At 64.4% G+C, this 18,308-nt stretch carries 18 protein-coding genes; all 18 read left to right on the forward strand.

Translation table 11 applies throughout. The annotated features are described in order from the left end of the window. Positions 1-80 precede the first annotated feature (80 nt). Entirely contained in the window at positions 81-1,505 is a 1,425-nt protein-coding gene (locus HDC96_RS01110; protein WP_179458383.1) for a VapE domain-containing protein, read from the forward strand. 432 nt (positions 1,506-1,937) lie between these two features. After that, positions 1,938-2,495 (forward strand): hypothetical protein, encoded by a 558-nt coding sequence (locus tag HDC96_RS01115; RefSeq protein ID WP_179458384.1) that lies wholly within the window; start codon positions 1,938-1,940, stop codon positions 2,493-2,495. After that, positions 2,492-4,576 carry a terminase gpA endonuclease subunit gene (locus tag HDC96_RS01120; RefSeq protein WP_179458385.1) on the forward strand — a complete coding sequence of 695 codons (2,085 nt, stop codon included), beginning with the start codon at positions 2,492-2,494 and terminating at the stop codon, positions 4,574-4,576. The genes HDC96_RS01115 and HDC96_RS01120 overlap by 4 nt, the downstream gene beginning before the upstream one ends. Next, positions 4,576-4,908 (forward strand): hypothetical protein, encoded by a 333-nt coding sequence (locus HDC96_RS01125; protein ID WP_179458386.1) that lies wholly within the window; start codon positions 4,576-4,578, stop codon positions 4,906-4,908. The genes HDC96_RS01120 and HDC96_RS01125 overlap by 1 nt, the downstream gene beginning before the upstream one ends. A gap of 312 nt (positions 4,909-5,220) precedes the next feature. Further along, positions 5,221-6,753: a phage portal protein gene (locus HDC96_RS01130; RefSeq protein ID WP_179458387.1), complete on the forward strand. Its 1,533-nt coding sequence runs from the start codon at positions 5,221-5,223 to the stop codon at positions 6,751-6,753. Then, positions 6,750-8,996, forward strand: a complete 2,247-nt coding sequence (locus HDC96_RS01135) for a ClpP-like prohead protease/major capsid protein fusion protein (protein ID WP_179458388.1) — start codon at positions 6,750-6,752, stop codon at positions 8,994-8,996. Before HDC96_RS01130 ends, HDC96_RS01135 begins: the two co-directional genes overlap by 4 nt. A 77-nt stretch (positions 8,997-9,073) precedes the next feature. After that, positions 9,074-9,436 carry a DUF2190 family protein gene (locus tag HDC96_RS01140; protein ID WP_179458389.1) on the forward strand — a complete coding sequence of 121 codons (363 nt, stop codon included), beginning with the start codon at positions 9,074-9,076 and terminating at the stop codon, positions 9,434-9,436. Between the two features lie 76 nt (positions 9,437-9,512). Further along, on the forward strand, positions 9,513-9,809 hold the full coding sequence (locus HDC96_RS01145; RefSeq protein WP_179458390.1) for a hypothetical protein: 297 nt from the start codon (positions 9,513-9,515) through the stop codon (positions 9,807-9,809). Further along, the gene (locus HDC96_RS01150; RefSeq protein ID WP_179458391.1) at positions 9,806-10,168 is read left to right on the forward strand and encodes a hypothetical protein; all 363 of its coding nucleotides are present in this window, start codon (positions 9,806-9,808) and stop codon (positions 10,166-10,168) included. Before HDC96_RS01145 ends, HDC96_RS01150 begins: the two co-directional genes overlap by 4 nt. A 188-nt stretch (positions 10,169-10,356) precedes the next feature. Continuing rightward, positions 10,357-11,034 carry a hypothetical protein gene (locus tag HDC96_RS01155; protein WP_257018552.1) on the forward strand — a complete coding sequence of 226 codons (678 nt, stop codon included), beginning with the start codon at positions 10,357-10,359 and terminating at the stop codon, positions 11,032-11,034. Further along, on the forward strand, positions 11,031-11,477 hold the full coding sequence (locus HDC96_RS01160) for a hypothetical protein (protein WP_179458393.1): 447 nt from the start codon (positions 11,031-11,033) through the stop codon (positions 11,475-11,477). Before HDC96_RS01155 ends, HDC96_RS01160 begins: the two co-directional genes overlap by 4 nt. Further along, on the forward strand, positions 11,453-11,749 hold the full coding sequence (locus HDC96_RS01165) for a hypothetical protein (RefSeq protein WP_179458394.1): 297 nt from the start codon (positions 11,453-11,455) through the stop codon (positions 11,747-11,749). Before HDC96_RS01160 ends, HDC96_RS01165 begins: the two co-directional genes overlap by 25 nt. A 148-nt stretch (positions 11,750-11,897) precedes the next feature. Then, complete coding sequence (locus tag HDC96_RS01170) at positions 11,898-12,161, forward strand: hypothetical protein (protein ID WP_257018553.1); 264 nt, start codon at positions 11,898-11,900, stop codon at positions 12,159-12,161. Continuing rightward, positions 12,148-12,651 (forward strand): hypothetical protein, encoded by a 504-nt coding sequence (locus tag HDC96_RS01175; protein WP_179458396.1) that lies wholly within the window; start codon positions 12,148-12,150, stop codon positions 12,649-12,651. Before HDC96_RS01170 ends, HDC96_RS01175 begins: the two co-directional genes overlap by 14 nt. Beyond that, on the forward strand, positions 12,651-13,451 hold the full coding sequence (locus HDC96_RS01180; RefSeq protein ID WP_179458397.1) for a hypothetical protein: 801 nt from the start codon (positions 12,651-12,653) through the stop codon (positions 13,449-13,451). Before HDC96_RS01175 ends, HDC96_RS01180 begins: the two co-directional genes overlap by 1 nt. A gap of 110 nt (positions 13,452-13,561) precedes the next feature. Continuing rightward, positions 13,562-14,140 (forward strand): hypothetical protein, encoded by a 579-nt coding sequence (locus HDC96_RS01185; RefSeq protein WP_179458398.1) that lies wholly within the window; start codon positions 13,562-13,564, stop codon positions 14,138-14,140. Then, a complete protein-coding gene (locus HDC96_RS01190) occupies positions 14,140-17,895 on the forward strand; it encodes a phage tail length tape measure family protein (protein WP_179458399.1) in 3,756 nt (1,251 codons plus the stop codon). The genes HDC96_RS01185 and HDC96_RS01190 overlap by 1 nt, the downstream gene beginning before the upstream one ends. Further along, the gene (locus tag HDC96_RS01195) at positions 17,892-18,308 is read left to right on the forward strand and encodes a hypothetical protein (RefSeq protein WP_179458400.1); all 417 of its coding nucleotides are present in this window, start codon (positions 17,892-17,894) and stop codon (positions 18,306-18,308) included. The genes HDC96_RS01190 and HDC96_RS01195 overlap by 4 nt, the downstream gene beginning before the upstream one ends.

Below are 18,308 nucleotides of genomic sequence, written 5' to 3' on the forward strand. Positions count from 1 at the left end.
GAATCTTCGCGCGCTATACGCCGCGAGCGTGCGAAGGCGTACCTGCGCATCGCGCGAGGACATGAAAAGGCAATACGGGGATGACAGAGCCGAAGCGTAAGAGATTGACCGTGGTCGACGGTGGCCGCGGTGCGCCGCCGCCAGGCGGTGATGGGGTAGATCCGGAAGCATGGAAGATCAACCTGACGTTCAACCGCGACCACAATGTCGAGGGGACGCTCCACAACCTGATCCTGATCATGGAGAACGATGAGCGGCTGGCAAAGCTGTTCTGGCTCAACGACTCCAGCAACCAGGTGAAGCTGGAGCGGGATCCGCCGTGGAACGGTGGTAGCCGGGAAGAGTTCATTGACACGGACGCATATGAACTGTCCGCGTGGCTGCAGCACCCTGACCGATACCGGATGAAGTGCAGCGATGACCTCGTGCTGAAGGCAGTGATTGCGGTGGCACGACGCTACAGGCGCCACCCCATTCGCGAGTACCTCACTGCGCTGGAGTGGGATGGCGTGCCTCGCGTTGAGCAGATGCTAACGGTCATGTTCGGCGCGCCGGACAATGCATACAGCCGGCGCGCAGCGCAGTGCTTCATGGCAAGTGCCGTGGCGCGGTTGCTCTGGGTAGATCCGAAGCAGCCGTTTGTCGGCGCGCAGGTTGACTTCATGCTGGTGCTCGAAGGCGAGCAGGGCAAACAGAAGTCCAGCGGCTTGCGCGCAATCTTCGGTAGCCAGTGGTTCGTCGAGACCAGTGAGTCGCCCAGCGGCAAAGACTTCTACCAAGTGATCCAAGGTGCCTGGGGGGTTGAGATCGGCGAGATGGACTCCTTCTCCAAGGCGGACGTGACCAGCGTAAAGACGGCCATCACCAGGCGAGTCGACAAGTTCAGAGCGCCCTACGACCGCGTCCCTCGCTCGTACAGGCGCGAGTGCGTACTCACCGGCACGACCAATGAACATCAGTACCTGCGCGATCCGACGGGTGGCAGGCGCTTCCTGCCGGTCAGGACGGAGGGGCAGGTTCGCATCGACTTGATTACGGAACAGCGCGACCAGCTGTGGGCTGAGGCCGTCCAGCTATTCGAGGGTGGCTTCGACTTCTGGGTGCTGCCCGAGGACGCCAAGGAAGAGCAGGCCGCGCGGTACGTCGGCGACAGCTGGGAGGGCAGGGTGGAAGCGTGGGTGGAGATGCGAGCCGATACGTCCAAGTATCCGACACGCCTGCAAATGGCTACGAGGCTCGGCTGGGCGACCACCGATGACCTGTTGACCTTCGCGATAGGGCTGGATGCCGGCAAGCACGGGAGGCCTGAGCAGATGCGTGTGGCGGCAATCATGAAAACGCTGGGGTGGGAGAGCGCGAGGCGGCGCTGGCCCGAGGGTGGCCGCGAGCCCCGATGGTTTCGGGTCGGCGAATCTGTCGATGACTGGATGGCGAGCGCCAGCCAAGGCAAGGCGAGTGGCAGCCAGGGCCAGCATGCGGAGGTGGGCGATGGCCCTGACTTCTGACCAGACCTCGGCAGGATTGTCCGGACCTGTCCCAACCATTGACCAGACCTTGCCCCTTGCAACGCAAGGCCGTCCCGACCGTCCAGACCTTTTCGCGCGCGTGTACATGGAATACCACCCCATCAAACCAATCTCAAAATCTCTCAACAGGTATGGACAGTCTGGACAGTTAGGACAACTCAACAGCCCCAAGGGTTCGCGGTGTCCAGACCTTGCCTCCATGGTCTGGACGGTGAGGACGGGCTGGATGTTCCACGCGAATCCACGACCGGCTAAGGCGGCGGCCGGCGCCCCGGCCCGTCGACAGGCCCCCTCGGCGCGGGTCCTCCTGGCCCGTGGGGATTGCGGGCCACCAAGCGCGCGATGCTCGAACGTGTTTCTGGTTCTGAGTTTGGTTCCGATGGAACTGGGGGGTTCCGCATGAGTTCCGTTATGGACCTGATGACCGTGGCCCAGTACGCGGAACACCGTGGGGTCAGCGATTCGTACATCCGCCGCATGCGCCGCGAGGGCAAGTTGGTCTGCGACGGCAAGGCGATTCGCGTCCAGGCCAGCGACACCCTGCTGAATGACCTGACGCACCCGCTGCGCGGCGGCGATCGCACGCCTGGCGCGGAAAGCCCGGCTGCCGCCACTGCTGGCGTTCTCTCCGCCTCCGGCGGGCCGAGTGTGCAGGAGGCGGTACGTCGCGAACGGCTGGCGCGGGCGCGGTTGGCAGAGCTGGAGCTGGGCGAGGAACTCAACGAGCTGACGCGCACAAAGGGCGTGGAGCGCGCTGTGTTCACCCTGGTGCGCCAGGCGCTCAACAGCATGATGAACCTGCCGAGCAGGCTGCGGTCGCAGCTGGCCGCAGAGAGCGAGCCGCGCAAGGTGGAGGCGATGCTGGAGGATGAGATTCGCAAGATCGCCGAGAAGATGCAGAAGGACGCGCAGGCACTACTTACCGGTGCCCCGGCTGAAGCCGCCCCGTTGCAGCAGGCCGCCGAATGAGCCTCGACCTGATTGCGCATGATGTGGTGCTCGCAGATCCGCAGAGGGTCGTTTGCTCCGCTTGGGAGAAGGCCTGGACGTTGCCGCCACGGCAGACGGTCAGCGAGTGGGCGGATGCAAATCGGATCATCGCCAAGGGCGCGGGTGCCGAGCCCGGTGAGTGGCGTACGGCTCGTAACCCGATCCTCCGCGAGATCATGGATTGCCTGAGCGACCATTCGCCGGTCCGCATCGTTGACTTCATGAAGTCAGCCCAGATTGGTGCCACCGAGATCGGCATCAACTGGACTGGGTACGTGGTCGATCGCGGTTCGGATTCAATGATCGTGGCGCAGCCTGTGAAGGACCTCGCTCGCAGCTGGGTGCTGTCGAAGTTCGATCCGGCGGTGCAAGAGATGCCCGAGCTGCGCGCCAAGTTCGCTACAGACAACACCCTGGAGAAGCACTTCCCGGGCGGCACGCTCTGGGCGATCTGGGCCAACTCCAGTAACCAGCTGCGCCAGCGCACTGCTCGCTACATCTTCATGGATGAGGTGGACGAATACCCGAAGGACTTGGGCGGCCAGGGTCCGGCCGATCAGCAGCTGGAGGCGCGCGCCAGTTCCTACGGCGACCGCGGCAAGGTCTATCGTGCCTGCACTCCGACGATCGCGGGCGCCAGCGCCATTGAGGCTGGCTACCAGGCCGGGGACATGTGCGTTTACGTCGTGCAGTGCCCTGAGTGTGCCGGTGAGCAGACGCTCGATGTGGAACGACTGCAGCCGGATGGGACGTTTGCCTGCGAGGTGAGTGGCTGCGTGATCCACGAGCATCACAAGGACACGATGCTTGCCGAGCGCGGCTTCGGCGGCACCGCGTACTGGAAGCCGACGAACCTGGCAGCTGACCCTTATCACCGCAGCTTCCACGCCTGGGCCGCTTATGCGCCCTTGGGTCTGGGGCCGTCATGGAAGGATCTGGCTGACGCGAAGGCAGAGGCAGATCGCGATCCGAACAAGATGGCTGGCTTCTACAACCTCAAGCTGGGTCTCCCCTTCGAAGGCGAGCGGCAGCAGCAGGATTCTGAGGAAGTCGCGAAGCTGGCCGAGCCGGGTGTGCACAAGGGCATCGTGCCGCCTGGTGGATTGGTGCTCACTGCGGGCGTTGATTTCCAGCATGACCGCGCTGAGATCCAGGTGGTTGCAACAGGGCGCGGCCAGCGACGTTGGGTGGTGGACTACGCGGTAATCGACTTGGACCCAACGATCCTGGAAACGTATGACGCGCTGGATGAATACCTGAAGGGTACTTGGCGCACAGCGAAAGGAATTGAGATGGGAATTTCTGCGGCAGCGCTGGACGGCGGCAACTGGACCGAGACCGTGGCGCAGTTCGTCAAGAAGGTGGTCGGCAATTCTGGCTCCAACCGAATGATCGAGACGCCGCTTGGCTTCATCAAGCAGGCCGTCTATTTGGTGCGTGGTCGTGCGGAGAGGAAATCGGACCGTGCCGTCTACCGCCCGGCCAAAACCGAGGTCAACCACCGTGAAAAGACAGTGGCCCGCAGCATTGGTGTGTGGGGTGTCGGCACGTCCGTGCTCAAGCACATGGTCTACGGCTGGCTGACGGCCGCGCTGGGCGCAAAGGATGAGGCGGAGCGGGAGGGTGCAGACGAAAACCTCTCGGTGCGTATGCTGCGCTTCCCTGGCGGCCGTGGCGATGAAGTGCACGATCCGCTTAACCCCGATCCGGGTGCGTTGCCGGCCCGCTACTTCAAGGGCTTGACGGTGGAGTACTTCGATCAGGACGCGGGTGCATGGATCAAGCCGAAGGGAGCAAGGAACGAAGAGCTGGATACCGTCGTCTATGCCATCTGGGCTTCGCTCGCCCCAGCGGTAAAAGCGGACGTGATTCGCGACTCGCAATGGGCTGCGCTTGAGGAGCAGTACCACCCGGTGTCACATGGGCTGTTTGACCAGCCTTCGGATTCCCGTGAAACATTGGTGCCCGGTTCTGTGCCTGTGGCGCCGGTCAAGCCGCAAGCGCCTGCGGCTCCGCCGCGCTCGGCAGGCATCGCGGCGCGCGATGGATGGGGGTTCTGATGGCCCGTCGTAAGGAAACAGAAGAGCAGCTGCGCGCGCGCATCTTGGGCAAGATGCGCGAGGACATCGGGATCAGCGAGGCTATGGCGCGACCGTTCGTGGAATCAGTGATGCGTTGCTTCGCAGGTGAACAGCCCTATTTTCCCGCCGCCCAGCGAAGCTACCCAGTGGCTCTGATCAAGAGCGCATTGGAGCGTGGGAATTCAGTGAAAAAAGTGATGGCTGAGTTTGAGGTATCGCGCTCAAAGCTGCATGAGCTGTTCCCTGGAGGGCTTCCGAAGCCCTCAAATGCGGGCGTGTCCACGGTTTCAGTGAAAGTGGAGACAAATTAGTTTTTAGGCCCTTTAAAAACAGTTAGTTACATGAGGGGGTGTCCACGACTTTGTTTAGTTCGTGGACACCGACATCCCTAGCCTATGCAGCATGACAACTGCACAGCAAATGCTCGAACACTACGCACAGGCGGAGATCGCTGTGCTGAAGGGCCAGAGCGTTCGCTTCGGTGAGCGGCAGCTGACGCACGCTGACCTGGCAGAAATTCGAAAAGGCCGCGCTGAGTGGCAGGCGGTTGTTGACCGTGAGGCAAACGGGGGCCGCCGCCGTCGGGCGGGCTGGGCTACAGCGGACTTTGGCGGTTCCACCTGATGGCATCCGCATCGATCGCCCGCCAGCGCTTGCTGACCATCACAGCCGAAGATCGCGCACCACGCACCCTGGCGGCGGCCCCCGTTGAAGCCCGTGCCCACGAGGTGACCCGTCCGTCGCGCAGCCGGAAGCTCGCCCGTGACTGGGGTAGTGGCGGCGCCATTGCTGGCATGGATGCCCGACAGCTGAGGGACCAAGCACGGCACCTCGAGCGTGATCTGGACTTGGCCGACAATGCCCTGAACGTCCTGGTGCAGAACACGGTCGGGTCTGGGATTGATGTCCTTGCTTCCCCGCGCTTGCCGGGCCAAGCGATCAACCGCGACCTGGCACTGCAGCTCGATGATCTGTGGGACGAATGGTGGGACCGTCCGGAGGTCACTCAGACGCACGACTACGGTGCATGTCAGCAGCTGCTGGCACGGAGCTGGTTTCGCGATGGCGATGTGTTCTATCAGGACCTGATCGGCTTCGTGCCGGGATTGGCGCATGGCAGTGTCGTCCCCTACAGCATCGAGATGCTGGAGGCGGATCTGGTGCCTCTTGAGTTCAGCGACCCATCCCGAAACATCCTGCAGGGCGTCGAGAGAAACGCCTGGGGCCGCCCTGTCGCATTTCATGTCTACAAGCAGCACCCGGGTGATCCCTTCGGTAACCGGCTTGAGACGAAGCGGGTCTCTGCCGACTTCATGCATTGCATCGCCAACCTGAGCCGGCTGCACCAGGTGCGCGGGCTCAGCGTGTTCGCCAGTTCCATGTCGCGCTTCGAGGATGTGAAGGACTACGAAGAGTCGGAGCGGATTGCGGCCAAGGTTGCTGCGTCGATGACCTTCCAGATCAAGAAGGGCGAGGGCAGCATGTTCGGCGGCGGTGACGGGCTCGGTGGTCGTGTGCTGATGCAGGACGGTGCTCCGGTTCGCGAACTCCGCATGGCACCAGGCGCGATCTTTGACGATCTGCTGCCGGGCGAATCGATTGAGAGCCTCGGTACCGATCGGCCCAACCCGAATGCCGCGACCTGGCGCAAAGAGCAGTTGCGTGCCGCCGCCGGCGGTATCGGCGTGAGTTATTCCAGCCTCTCGCTGGACTACAACGGCACGTACTCGGCTCAGCGACAGGAGCTGGTGGAGAAGTGGGGCAGCTACCTGATGCTCGCCGAGCGTTTCATCGCGATGAGCATTCGCCCGCAGCGGCAGCGCTTCATTGAAGCGTGCGTACTGGCAGGCAAGGTCAAGTTGCCGCGTGGATGGACGCTGCGCCATTTGGCCGCGTCGACCTACGTGCGACCTGTGATGCCGTGGATCGACCCGCTGAAAGAAGCCTATGCCAAGGGTGAGGCCGAGGACCGGGGCTGGGTCAGCCCGCAGCAGAACATCCTGCAGTACGGAAACAACCCGACCGACGTGCTGCGCCAGCGAGAAGACTGGCAGCAGCAGGCCGCCGAAATCGCGCCGACGGCGCCCCATACCAGCGCAGAGGCCCGGGCACAGGTGCTCGGCTCGCTGACGCGCGATCTTTCCAGGAGCGAATGACCATGCGTGGAGTGAGCCTGTTGGCAAGCGCCATCAACCTTTCCATCACCGCCGACGCTGGCCCGGACTGCCAACTGGGGCCGTGCCTCTTCCAGGTGCACGCCGAGGCTGACACTGCCGAAGTCATGATCTATGGCGCCATCGGCGGGTACCTCTTCGAGGAATCGGTGTCCGCCCTGGATCTGGTGGAGCGCATCGGGCAGATCACCGCCTCGACCATTCACGTCCGCCTGAACAGCGTGGGTGGCGTCGTCACCGACGGTATGGCGATCTACAACGCCCTGAAGTCCCATCCGGCCCGCACCGTGGTGACTGTTGAGGGTCAGGCCGCCTCCATCGCGTCGCTGATCCTTCAGGCGGGCGATGAGCGCCGTGTCTTCGCCAGCTCGCTGGTCATGGTGCATGGGCCGCGCACCGTCGCGGCTGGCACTGCCACGACCTTCCGTCAGAACGCTGAGGCGTTGGACGCCCACGCGGCAGCGATGCTTGAGGCATATGCCTCTCGTTCGGGCCGCCGCGAGGACATGGAACGGCTGCTCACGGATGACGCTGACCACTGGTACTCCGGGCCGCAGGCGATCGATGCCGGCTTGGCCGACGTGGTGGTGGATGCCGATCCAGGTGCCAGCGCCCGCTGGCAGGCCGCTTCAGCAGTCGCTGTTACCGGCTATCTCCACGCAATCGAGGGGGCTGGTGCGCCGGTGACCGCCCAGCTGCGTCGCCACATCGTTGCCAGCCTCTCCCCGCAAACCTTCGCCTCACTCCCTGAGGTAAGCCAGTCGGCCGTGATCGGCCATATCGAGGATCCCACCATGAAACAGCAGTACGCCACCATCCTCGCCAGTGCCGGTCTCGCGACCGCCGCAGCGGCGGGCAATACCGCAACTCCGGCCGCAGCTCCCGCAGCTCCGGCGCCGGCGCCCGTCACTGCCGCTGCTCCCGCGGCAGATCCGGTAGCGGCGGCGATGCTGGCGCTGCGGACGCGCAACACCGAGATTCAGGCGATTGCGCAGACACACATGGGCATCCCGGCCGTGGCTGAGTACGTCAACGGCATCATCGCCGCGGCAGACATCAGTGTGACTGCCGACAATGCCGGCCGCCACATCCTGGCGCTGCTGGGCTCCAACGGCCAGCCGCTCAACGGAAACGCTGGGATCGTTCCGGGCGGTGATCAGCGCGACCTGACCCGCGCCGCCATGTCGAACGCCATTGAGGCCCGCGCCGGCCTGGTGCAGGCCACCGATGGCAATCCGTTCCGTGGCATGACCATGGGCGAAATCGCCCGTGCATGCGTCCAGGCCACCGGCACCAACGTCGCCGGGATGGATCGCATGCAGATCGTCGGCATGGCGTTCACGCACAGCAGCTCGGACTTCCCGTCGTTGCTGGGCGACGCTTCCCGCCGCGCCGTGGCGCAGGGTTACCAGGAAGCGGAGGAGAACTTCGACCAGTTCACCCGCCCGGTGAACGTGCCGGACTTCAAGGCGACCAACCTGGTCGGCCTGGGTGCGTTCTCGGATCTGGACATCGTGCCGGAAGGCGGCGAGTACAAGCAGGGCACCTTCAGCGAGCAGTCGCAGGCGATGAAGATCGTTACCTACGGCAAGCTGTTCACCATCACCCGCCAAGCTGTCATCAATGATGACCTGGGCATCTTCAGTGACGTGCCGCGCAAGATGGGTCAGGCCGCTCGCCGCACGCTGGCGAAGGCCGTGTTCGAGCTGATCAACAGCAACCCCATCTTGGCGGATGGCAAGCGTCTCTTCAGCGCTGAACACGGCAATCTGCTGCCGGCTGCCCTGATCAGCACGGCGAGCGTCGGGGCCATGCAGTCGGCCATGCGCCTGCAGAAGGACAAGAGCGGCAACCTGATCCAGGTGCCCATGAAGGGGCTGCTGACCCCGGTCGCGCTGAACCTGCTGGCGCGGGCCGTACGCGAGGCCGAGTACGCCGTCGGTGCTGGCACGGGGGACAAAGACCCGAACACCGTCCGCAACACCTTCGAAGTCTGGGATCACGGTCGTCTGGACGAGAAGGACCCGAAGGCGTGGTACGGCCTGGCGAACCCCGCGTTCGTTGACGGCATCGTCGTCGGCTACCTGGATGGCAACCAGACCCCGTATCTGGAGCAGGAGCAAGGCTTCACGGTTGATGGCGTGGCCTGGAAGGTCCGCCTCGACGCTGCGCCGGCGATCGCCGACTACCGCGGCATCTACAAGAACCCGGGCAATCCGACCTGAGCCTCCGCCAATTTTGAGCGCGGCCGGGTTGCCGGTTCGCGCCCAAGCGATATCCCTTTCGATTTGAGGAAACAGTCATGAAGAACGCACATCAGGACGGCCGCGTGCTGGACGTGGTGCTGGACAAGGCGGTCAAGAGCGGCGGTGTCGTCGCGAAGGGCAAGCTGTTCGGTGTCGCGGTCACCGACGGCGGAATCGGCGACCGCATCGCGGTCCACGTGGAGGGCGTCTTCCGCCTTCCGAAGCTGGCAACCGCAGTCGTTGCCAACGGCGCGGCGGTCAACTGGTCCAGCGCTGACGAGCGGGTGATCGTCGCCGCCGGCGGCGCCACGGACTTCAACAGCTTCGGCTACGCCGTGGAGGCGGCAGCGAACGGTGACGCTGAGGTGCTGGTGCGCCTGACGCCGGGCACCGCAGCGGCCGGTACCGGCGGCGCATAAGGGTTAGCCCACCACCGCACACAGATGCCCGGGTGGCGTGTGCGGTGGTGGAGCTTCTACGAACACAGGGGGATTGATGAGCACCACTGATGCAAATGCCCAGCTCGACCGGGCCATGAACGGAAAGTTTGCGTCTGTGGCGCTCAAGGTTGCCATTTTCGCGCTGCCCTTCGTGCTGACGATCGCAGGCAGCGTGGTGAGTTGGATGCTCAACGACATCCGCAGCATCCAGGCAGAGCAGGGCAAGGGTCTCCAGCAGGTAACCAGCGACGTGCAGGTGGTCAACGCGAAGCTGGACAACGGGGTGATCTGGCGGATCGCCGAGCTGGAGCGTCGTCTCAATACCGTGGAACAGGCGCAGAAAACACCATGAATCGCATCCTCTCCTTCTTCAGCCGCTGGCAGGAGTTCATCGTCTGGCTGCCGGTCCTGATCTTCCTGGCGCTGCTCGGCTGGATTCTGCTGGGTGCGCTCGATCGCACCATCGGCGGGGACGTGTTGGCGCAGCTGCTGCAGCTGCCGATTTCCGCCGCGTACCTGGCGACCGCCTGCGCGGCTGCCTGGCTGTTCAAGCGCACCTATCTGTTCGACCTGCGCGACGATGAAGAGCGGCAGTTGCATGAAGCTGCCCGGACTGGTGACCGATCGGCCTGGCGCCTATTGCTGCTTGATCGCGCCGAATGGGTGGCGTTGGTTGGCCTGTTCGTTGCCTTCTTCTGGATCGCCCGATGATCGCCTGTCGCGTTCTCTCTGCGCTGCTGGTTGCCGCGCTCACCGCTTGCGGCCAGGCCCCAGTGGCAGCGTCCGTGCCGGCCTCTGCTGACGCGCCGGCAGCAGCAGTAGCTGAGGCGCGCGCAGATGTGGCCGACGCTGCAGCCCCGGTGGTTGAATCAGCCCAAGAGTCGGCCGCAGGTGCAGTGATGCCGGTGGTCGTGGCTCTGCAGGAAGCCGTGCAGCAGGTCCTGCCACCGGCGGCCAACGTCCCCCGGCTGTCGGTCATCTCGCCAGCTGCTGTTGCGCTGATTGTCCGTTGGGAGGTTGGCAGCCAGGCGCTGTACACGCGGCGCTATGAGGCGCCCATCTGGCCGGGTGGCGCATCAGGCGTCACGTGGGGCATCGGCTACGACGGCGGCCACCAGACCCGCCAGCAGATCGGCTTGGACTGGTCCGCCCTGGCCGCGGCCTCCCGCCTCCAAGCGACCGCTGGGATCACCGGGCCTGCCGCGCAACCCGTCGTGCGGGATCTACGCGACGTGCGCGTTCCGTTCGGGCTGGCGAGTGACGTGTTCGGCGTGGCCTCGCTTCCGCGCTATCACGCCAGTGCGCGCCGAGCATTCGGTGCTGACGGGTTCGATGCTCTTCCCGCAGACGCCCGCGGTGCACTGGTCTCCGTGGTCTACAACCGCGGTGCCTCGATGACCGGTCCGGCGCGCACGGAGATGCGTGCAATCCGCGACGTGTGCTTGCCCGGCGCGGACGTGCATTGCGTCGCGGGCCAGATTCGCCAGATGTGCCGGTTGTGGCGTGGCACCAATCTGGAGGCGGGTCTCTGCGGTCGCCGCGAGGACGAAGCCGGCCTGACGGAGCGTGCGCGATGAAGCTGCCCTCCGTGGTCACGATGAAGCCGCTTCTGTGGATGATCGGGGTTCTCGCCCTGGTTGTGATCGCTCTGTCGGTCTGCCTTGTGGTTGTGCGGGCCAATGCTCGTGCTGCCGCTGCCTCCTATGAAGGTGCGGCGACAGCCTGTGCCTCGCAGAAGGAGGGCGCCAACACGCGGGTTGCGGAACTGGCTGCGGCCAACGCTGGCTACGGCCGCACCGTTGGCGTCCTCCAAGCTGAGCTGGCGTTGGCGCAGAACCAAGCGGCCACGCTCAAGCGGCAGAGCGACAGCGCGGTAGCCGCAGCTGAGGCCCGCGAGGCGGATGCAAACCAGACGTTGAAGCAGTTCATGAATCGCTATGCCGGCCAAGCGCGTGAGACGCGCTGTGCGCTGGCCCTGACCGAGGTGGAAGCATCATGCCCAGCATTCTCCGGTTACTGACCGTCGCGGCGCTCGCCGCCGTGCTTGCTGCGTGTGGGCAGACGAAGCCTGATGCAGGCCCGGCGCAGTGCGCGGTGACCCCTGAGCCTGTGGTGGTGGAGCGGCGCGTATATGTGACGATTCCGGCCGCGCTTACCCGCACCGAGGCTGTTCCCGAAGGCCCGATCGCGCAGTGCTTTGATGTTGCCGCCCAGAGGCGTGCTGTCATTGAGCGCCTCAATGGCCGCGCCGAGCAGGTCCGCGCTATCCAGGGCACCGAGGTGAAGCCGTGAGCGCGCTTCTGGCATTCGCCGTCGTCGTGCTGTGCGTCGTGTTGGCGCTGTGCGTCACCAGTCGCCGTGAGAATCGCAAGTAATGGGACAGCGCGCATTCCTTGCCGAGATGGACGCTGGCCTACATGCGAGCCTTGCCGCAGCGGGCATGGCTGACCTCGCCACATACACGCCGCCGGACGGCGGTGCTGCCGTGCCCTGCCAGGTTTATGTGGACCGCGACAGCGAAATGATCGGCGGGCTCAGGCAGTTCGTGGCCGGCCGAGTCGAAATCGCTTACGTGCGAACCGCTGGCTTCCGTCCGGCCTTCAAGGGGCGGGTGCTTGTAGACGGCGAGCTGTATTCCAACTCCAAACCCATTTCTGACGACGGCTCGCTGAGCCGCTGGCTGGTGATTCGTGTCACTGACTGATGTCTCCAAGGAGCCGGCAAGCTGGCAGCTACTTGAGTTCCTGGCAGGGCGGGTGCGCCTCATCAGGACGGAGTCGGGCTTCTTCACCGATATCGGAAGCGGTCTGATCCTGCTCGATGACGAAGACGCGCCGCCTGATCTCGCCACTGCCGCTACCGCGATTGTTGTGGATCGGATCAGCTCCACGTCGGGAGGCCGCGCCCAGGCTAGTTCCGATGTGGCTCTGACCATCGAGTTCAGCGTGCCGCGAGGTCAGGACGAGGACCGGCCGAATCGTCTGGTACACCGCGCCCGGCATGACCTGTTGAGGGTGCTCACCTTCGACTCACGGTCGCTGCCGCTGGGTCTCACCAAGTTCGAAGTCGTCGATTCACAACTGGTCCCCGTCACCGATGACGCCGGTCATTCCAGTGTTGTCGCTCAGATCACCGCGCGGGCCGGTCTGACCGAGAGTTTCCAGCCCGTGTCCAATCCCCAGGAGAAACCCTAATGGCCCAACCCAAGGTCCGTAAGTTCGCCGGCGATCTGCGCTTCTATGAGCACGGCGCCGGTGCCAACCGCATTCCCGTCATTCCCGATCCGGACGACAAGTTTGGCAACAAGCCGCTCGAACAGAGCTCGCTGACGTTCAGCTATGAGGCTGGCGACACGACCGAAGTGAAGAGCAAGCGCCGCGATGATCGCTACGGGCAGATCATCCACACCGATGCCAATCCCGGCACCACCGGCATCAGTGTGACCGCACTGGAAGTGCCGCCGGCCATCCTCGCCCGCATGCTCTACGGCAGCGCCGTATCGACCTCGGTCGATGCAGGCACTGTGTCGAACCAGGCTCTCTCCGTCTACAGCAAGGACGCACCGATCGAGCTTGGCCATCGCTTCATCATGGCCTCACCGGCGCCGGTCATTAAGAAGGGGGCCGAGACGCTGGAGGCCGGTGTCGACTATGACATCGACAACCGGCAGGGCATCCTCATCCCGCTGGCCGAGGGTGACATTGCCCATGGCGATGCCCTGACCGTGTCCTACAGCTATGACGGCTATTTGCAGACGGCCATCAATGGCGGCGCGGTGCCCAACAAGGCCTTCATGATCATGGGTGACGTGCAGGATCGCATCAGTGGCGAGAACGGCCTGCTGCGTATTCCGCAGGTTGATTTGACCGTAGATGGCGATGTGGACTGGTTCAGCGACGACCCGATCCAGGTGACCCTGACCGGCTCGGTGATCTTCCGCTCGGAAGAGACCGCGCTGTACACCTTCAAGGTGTACGAGCAGAAGCCCGATTGATGCGGCAGAGGGCTGCTCTCAGTCCTCAGTGGTCGGCGCCTGGGATGGCGCCGACCACCTTTGTGTGGGGGCTCTGAGCTATGGGTAGGTTCGCAAGCCTCGACCGACGCATGAATGCCGCTGCCTTGGCCCGCATTGCTGCCAAGGTGAATGGTGTGAGCGCAGCGGCGATCGCAAAGGCCGACGCTCGGTCGGCCATCACGGTGCGTCGGCGGTTCGAGCCCGCGGCAAAGAGAGCCATTCGTGAGATCTACAACGTACGCGTTAGCGATCTGACCGGTCGCTTCACCGTGCGCACCGGTGCGGATGAGAACGGTGAATACATCTCGCTGAATGCCTCGGCCAAGCCGCTTCCGCTGTTTGGGTTCGGTGGGCGCTGGGGCGGACGAAAGACAGCTGGTGCGACCGCCCTGATCCAGAAGGGTGAGCGGAAGGTCTACAACTCGGCCTTCATCGCGACGGTTGATGGCCAAAGGCGCCTGGTGGCGCGCCAGTTCTCGCGAGACGCCACGGCGTCGTCCGGGCGCGATGGCCGCCGCAAGCTGCGGACGCTCACAGGTCCGAGCGCATTCCAGATGGTGATGGGCCAGGGGGACGTGGTCGTTTCACGCCTGGCTCGTGAAATGAACGAGTACCGCGGTAGCGAGCTCATCCGGCAATTGAAACTGGCAAGGCAGGGGAAACGTTGATGGCGAACAATGCGGCATTCGAGGAAGCGCTGCGGCTGGTCCTTGAGACCAGCGGCACCGAGGGCGTGGACGAACTGCGCCTGGCGCTTGCCGAAATGGGTGTGGCCTCGGACGCTGCGGTTGCCGACACTGGCAAGCTGGTGGACAAGCTGGCCGAGCTCAACGCTACCGCCGAGAAGGCCGAAGCGTTCGACGGCTTGCTTGAGACCTTGGGTGATCTCGAGACCCGCTTTGATGCCAATCAAAAGGCGGCGTATCAGCTCTCCTTGCAGATCGCTGAAACGGCGGCGCCGTCGAAGGAGCTGCTCAATGCTCAAAGAAGCCTGCGTGCTGAGGGTGACAAGCTCAAGGAATCGCTGAACAAACAGTGGGAGGCCGCGGCAAAAGCTGAGGACAGCCTCAGCGACCTCGGGGTCAACACCACCCAGCTGGCCGCCAGCCAACAGCGCCTCCGCGAGGAAGCATCGAAGATCGCCTCGGCCTTTGCCGACCAGGCCCGGGCTGCTGCCCAGGCTGCGGATGAAACGCGCCGGCGCAACCAGCAGATTCAGGAAGGCGACGACAAGTTCCGGGCTCAGGCCAAGGCCAGCACCTCCGCCGCCGAATCGCTGAAAGCCTACCGCGAGCGCGCCGGCGAGGCAGCACGGGAGACGGCTGAGCTGGGCGCCTCGGCGTCCGTGACCACCAGCATCCTCAACAAGCTCAAGGGCATTGCCGCGACCGCGCTTGGCTTCATCGGGTTCGGCAAGGTCGTTGATGGCATCAAGGACATCATCAAGGAAGGCAGCGACGCGGAGCAGGAGCTTGGGCAACTGGAGGCGGCCCTGGCCGCAACTGGCAGGCAGGGTGAGTTCACCGCGGCCGGGCTGGCCCGGATGCGCAAGCAGCTGCAGGGTGGCCTGTTCGATGACGGCCAGATCTCGGCGGCTCAGGTGCGCCTGCTGTCCTATACCAACATCGTCGGTGAGCAGTTCCCGGCGGCCATGCAGATAACGATCGACCAGGCCCAGCGCTTGGGGATGAGCCTGGAGGCCTCGGCCGAGGTGGTGGGCAAGGCTCTGCAGACGCCTTCCAAGGCGATGGAGTCGCTGAGCAAGCAGGGCTTTACGCTGGATGACAGCCAGAAGCAGCTGATCAAGCAGATGGAAGCGACAGGCCGTGTCGCTGAGGCGCAGGCGATCATCCTTGACCTGCTGACCGAGTCCTATGGTGGCGCAGCAGCAGCGGCCAAGGTGGGTACTATCGCCGGCCTGTGGAAGGAAGCCACCGAGCGGTTCAAGGACTGGAAGCAAGAGGTCGCCGACCAGGGCGTGCTGGCCTACTTCAAGGGCCAGCTGACCGACATGCTCGCCACGGTTGACCGGCTTGCCAAGGATGGCACGCTCACTCGCTGGGCCAAGCAGACGGCCGACGCGATCATCACCATGGCCGAGGCAGCCAAGGGCGCCACCACGTGGGTAGTGGATCACGGCAGCGCGCTGGTGACGCTCGGCAGGGTATATGCGACCTTCTCGATCATCAAGCTGATCGCGCAGTTCAACACATGGCGCGTCACGCTGGCTGCGACCACGCGCGCACAGTGGGCAAATGCTGCCGCTATGGATGCGACCGGCAAGGGCGCAGTGACGCTCGGTAACGTGCTGAAGGCCATGCCGAAGGCTCTGCTGATCACGGTGGGGCTGGTGGGTCTGGAAGTGGCCCTGAAGGGTCTGCGTTCGATGGGCCAGGCTCTGGGTGAGGAACTGGGGAAGAACAGCGCGGCCAGCAAGCATGCGGGCGAGGTCAGCCGGCAGCTGCGCGAGGTGATGTACCAGGAAGCCGTTGCGCGGAAGGAGGCGGCCAATTCGTTCATCGAGTACCGCGATACTGCGGTTAGGACTTCGGCCGAAGTCGCTGCGCTGGCTGATGCTGAGCGGCAGTCCTACATGGACCGGCTGGACGGCCTGAAGGAATACCTGGCGGGACAGCTCGGTTTCTTGGTCCGGATGGAGGCCTTGGGCATCGCGACCGACGACCAGCTCAAGCAGCTGGAACAGGTCAAGGTGCGCCTGCAGGAGGTCAATCAGGGCTACAAGGCCCTGGCCGAGGGTGCTCGGGTTGCGGGTGATGCCCTTGCCAACGGCATCGGCCCGGGGGCCCAGCTGGTTCTGGAGCAGCTTCAGGGGATCGACTCGGACGCCAAGCTGGCGGCCACCTCAATCGGTAACCTGTTCCAAAGCCTCAACTACGCTGACAGTGCCTCGCTGGAGAACGTCGGTGTGGCGCTCGCCCACATGGCGGAGCAGGGTACGGTCGCCAGCCGGAATATTCGTGATGGGCTGCTGGACGCCCTCCAGCGTCTTTCCGGTGAGGAACTGCAGCGGTTCCAGATGGCGGCGCAGACGGCGTTTGAGGCGCTTCCCGGCGCGGCAGTCAATGCGTCGGCCGTGCTTCAGCAGACGCTGGTAGCTGCATTGCAGAAGCTGGGCGTCACCGCCGAAAGCGTGGGGATGAGTTTCGGTAAGACCGGGCGCGACGCGATCGCTGCGTTCGCCACGGTCACCGATAGCGCACTGTCCACCGGCGTGCAGATCGAGGCGGCGTTCAAGAGCGCCCTCGGCAACGTGTCCACCTTGGAAGAGGCCCGGACACTTGGCACTTTGCTGGAAGACGCGGGCAAGCGGGGAAAGACCGGCTTCGACCAGGCAGAGCGTTCGGCAGCGGCGCTGAATTCGCGCATCCGCGAAATCACCAATGCGATGAATCCGCTGAACGATGAGTTCGGCAAGCTGGGGATCCAGTCGCAGGCGTCTCTCAACGCGGCTCGCGACGCGGCGAAGGATGCCTTCGAGGCAATCCGTCGCGGTGCCTCTCAGGGTAAGGCCAGCATCGAAGATGTGCGCCGGGCCCTGCGCGCCTACAGCGATACCGCTCGCGCCTCGGTTGCCGACAGTGATGTTGCGGCAAGGCAGATGGTGGAAATGCAGCTGGCTCACCTGGATGCCATCTACCAGGTGAGCGATGGTCTGGATGACATGGGTCGCCGGGGTGGGGAGGCGACGCGCAAGGTGGCCGATGGTGCAGCTGGCGCAGCAAAGGAACTGGATGGTGTGGCGGCCTCGGCAAAGGGCGCCGCAGCTGCTACCGAGGCTGTAGCTGCCGCCGGCGGCAGCGCAGCCAGCAGTTTCGCGGAGGGAGCGTCCGCAGCTCATGGATTCTCGCTCTCGATGGGCGAGGTCTCCGAAAAGACATGGGAGCTGCTGGGCACGCTGGGCGGGCCGAACTCGCTGCAGCAGTTCGCCAACATCTGGAATGGTTTGTACGACCAGCGCCGCGAACTGGAGGCCTACAAGAAGGAACTGAACGGGACGCTGCAGGCATTCGACGATCTTTCCGGCAAGCGAAAGGAGCTGTCTGATCGTTTTGATCTTGTCGGGCCGGGTGAGCTGGAGAGCGTTCTTCAGGTCGAAAACCAAATCGAGAGCAAAAGGCTGGAACGTGACCAGGCGGCCAGGCGCGCTACGGAAGAGCGGTTGCGCGCCGCTGAGGCAGAGGCCAAGTCCCAAGCCGAGGCGGACGCCAAGCGTGTTGGCGACAACAAGGGGCAGGAGATCCTCGTGATCGACTGGCGCGCGCCCAGCAAGAGCGTTGAGGCCAGTGCCAGCGCCGAGGCTCGCGCGCAGGCCGAGCAGATGGCGGCGCTGGTGGCGCCGTTGGTCCTGCAGAAGATCTCGCGCAGCAGGAGCGTTTCCGTGCGCGCTGGGGGTAACCGATGAGCCGCATCTTGCTGGCAGGCATTGAGCTGCCGGCCGATCTGCAATGGACTGACGAATTCACCGGCTGGCGGGTGGGGCAGGCGGTGAAGACCAGTTTGACCGGTGCCCGGATCGTGCAGGAGTCAGCGCTCCAGGCCGGCCGGCCGATCACGCTGCAGACGCAGCGCGAGGGTGCCGCCTACATCGCCCCGGTGACCTTGGCCGTACTGCGCGCCCTGCAGGCGAGCGAGGAGCAGCCGCGCACCTCGCCGCTGTCCCTGCTGATGCCTGCCCACAACGGCGGCGACCGCTCGTTCCCGGTGGCCTGGCGTCGCACCGATGGCCCCGCCATCGAGGCGGATCCGATCCGCTATGCCGTCCCCGCGCTGGACGGCGACTACTTCTCCATCACCCTTCGACTCATGACGGTGTAA

The sequence above is a fragment of the Stenotrophomonas sp. JAI102 genome (genome assembly GCF_013409105.1).
In the GTDB taxonomy this organism is placed as follows: domain Bacteria; phylum Pseudomonadota; class Gammaproteobacteria; order Xanthomonadales; family Xanthomonadaceae; genus Stenotrophomonas; species Stenotrophomonas maltophilia_AA.

Coding starts and splice junctions, on each gene's coding strand:
- HDC96_RS01110 (WP_179458383.1), top strand. CDS start 81: ATGACAGAGCCGAAGCGTAAGAGATTGACCGTGGTCGACGGTGGCCGC.
- HDC96_RS01115 (WP_179458384.1), top strand. CDS start 1,938: ATGGACCTGATGACCGTGGCCCAGTACGCGGAACACCGTGGGGTCAGC.
- HDC96_RS01120 (WP_179458385.1), top strand. CDS start 2,492: ATGAGCCTCGACCTGATTGCGCATGATGTGGTGCTCGCAGATCCGCAG.
- HDC96_RS01125 (WP_179458386.1), top strand. CDS start 4,576: ATGGCCCGTCGTAAGGAAACAGAAGAGCAGCTGCGCGCGCGCATCTTG.
- HDC96_RS01130 (WP_179458387.1), top strand. CDS start 5,221: ATGGCATCCGCATCGATCGCCCGCCAGCGCTTGCTGACCATCACAGCC.
- HDC96_RS01135 (WP_179458388.1), top strand. CDS start 6,750: ATGACCATGCGTGGAGTGAGCCTGTTGGCAAGCGCCATCAACCTTTCC.
- HDC96_RS01140 (WP_179458389.1), top strand. CDS start 9,074: ATGAAGAACGCACATCAGGACGGCCGCGTGCTGGACGTGGTGCTGGAC.
- HDC96_RS01145 (WP_179458390.1), top strand. CDS start 9,513: ATGAGCACCACTGATGCAAATGCCCAGCTCGACCGGGCCATGAACGGA.
- HDC96_RS01150 (WP_179458391.1), top strand. CDS start 9,806: ATGAATCGCATCCTCTCCTTCTTCAGCCGCTGGCAGGAGTTCATCGTC.
- HDC96_RS01155 (WP_257018552.1), top strand. CDS start 10,357: ATGCCGGTGGTCGTGGCTCTGCAGGAAGCCGTGCAGCAGGTCCTGCCA.
- HDC96_RS01160 (WP_179458393.1), top strand. CDS start 11,031: ATGAAGCTGCCCTCCGTGGTCACGATGAAGCCGCTTCTGTGGATGATC.
- HDC96_RS01165 (WP_179458394.1), top strand. CDS start 11,453: ATGCCCAGCATTCTCCGGTTACTGACCGTCGCGGCGCTCGCCGCCGTG.
- HDC96_RS01170 (WP_257018553.1), top strand. CDS start 11,898: ATGGCTGACCTCGCCACATACACGCCGCCGGACGGCGGTGCTGCCGTG.
- HDC96_RS01180 (WP_179458397.1), top strand. CDS start 12,651: ATGGCCCAACCCAAGGTCCGTAAGTTCGCCGGCGATCTGCGCTTCTAT.
- HDC96_RS01185 (WP_179458398.1), top strand. CDS start 13,562: ATGAATGCCGCTGCCTTGGCCCGCATTGCTGCCAAGGTGAATGGTGTG.
- HDC96_RS01190 (WP_179458399.1), top strand. CDS start 14,140: ATGGCGAACAATGCGGCATTCGAGGAAGCGCTGCGGCTGGTCCTTGAG.
- HDC96_RS01195 (WP_179458400.1), top strand. CDS start 17,892: ATGAGCCGCATCTTGCTGGCAGGCATTGAGCTGCCGGCCGATCTGCAA.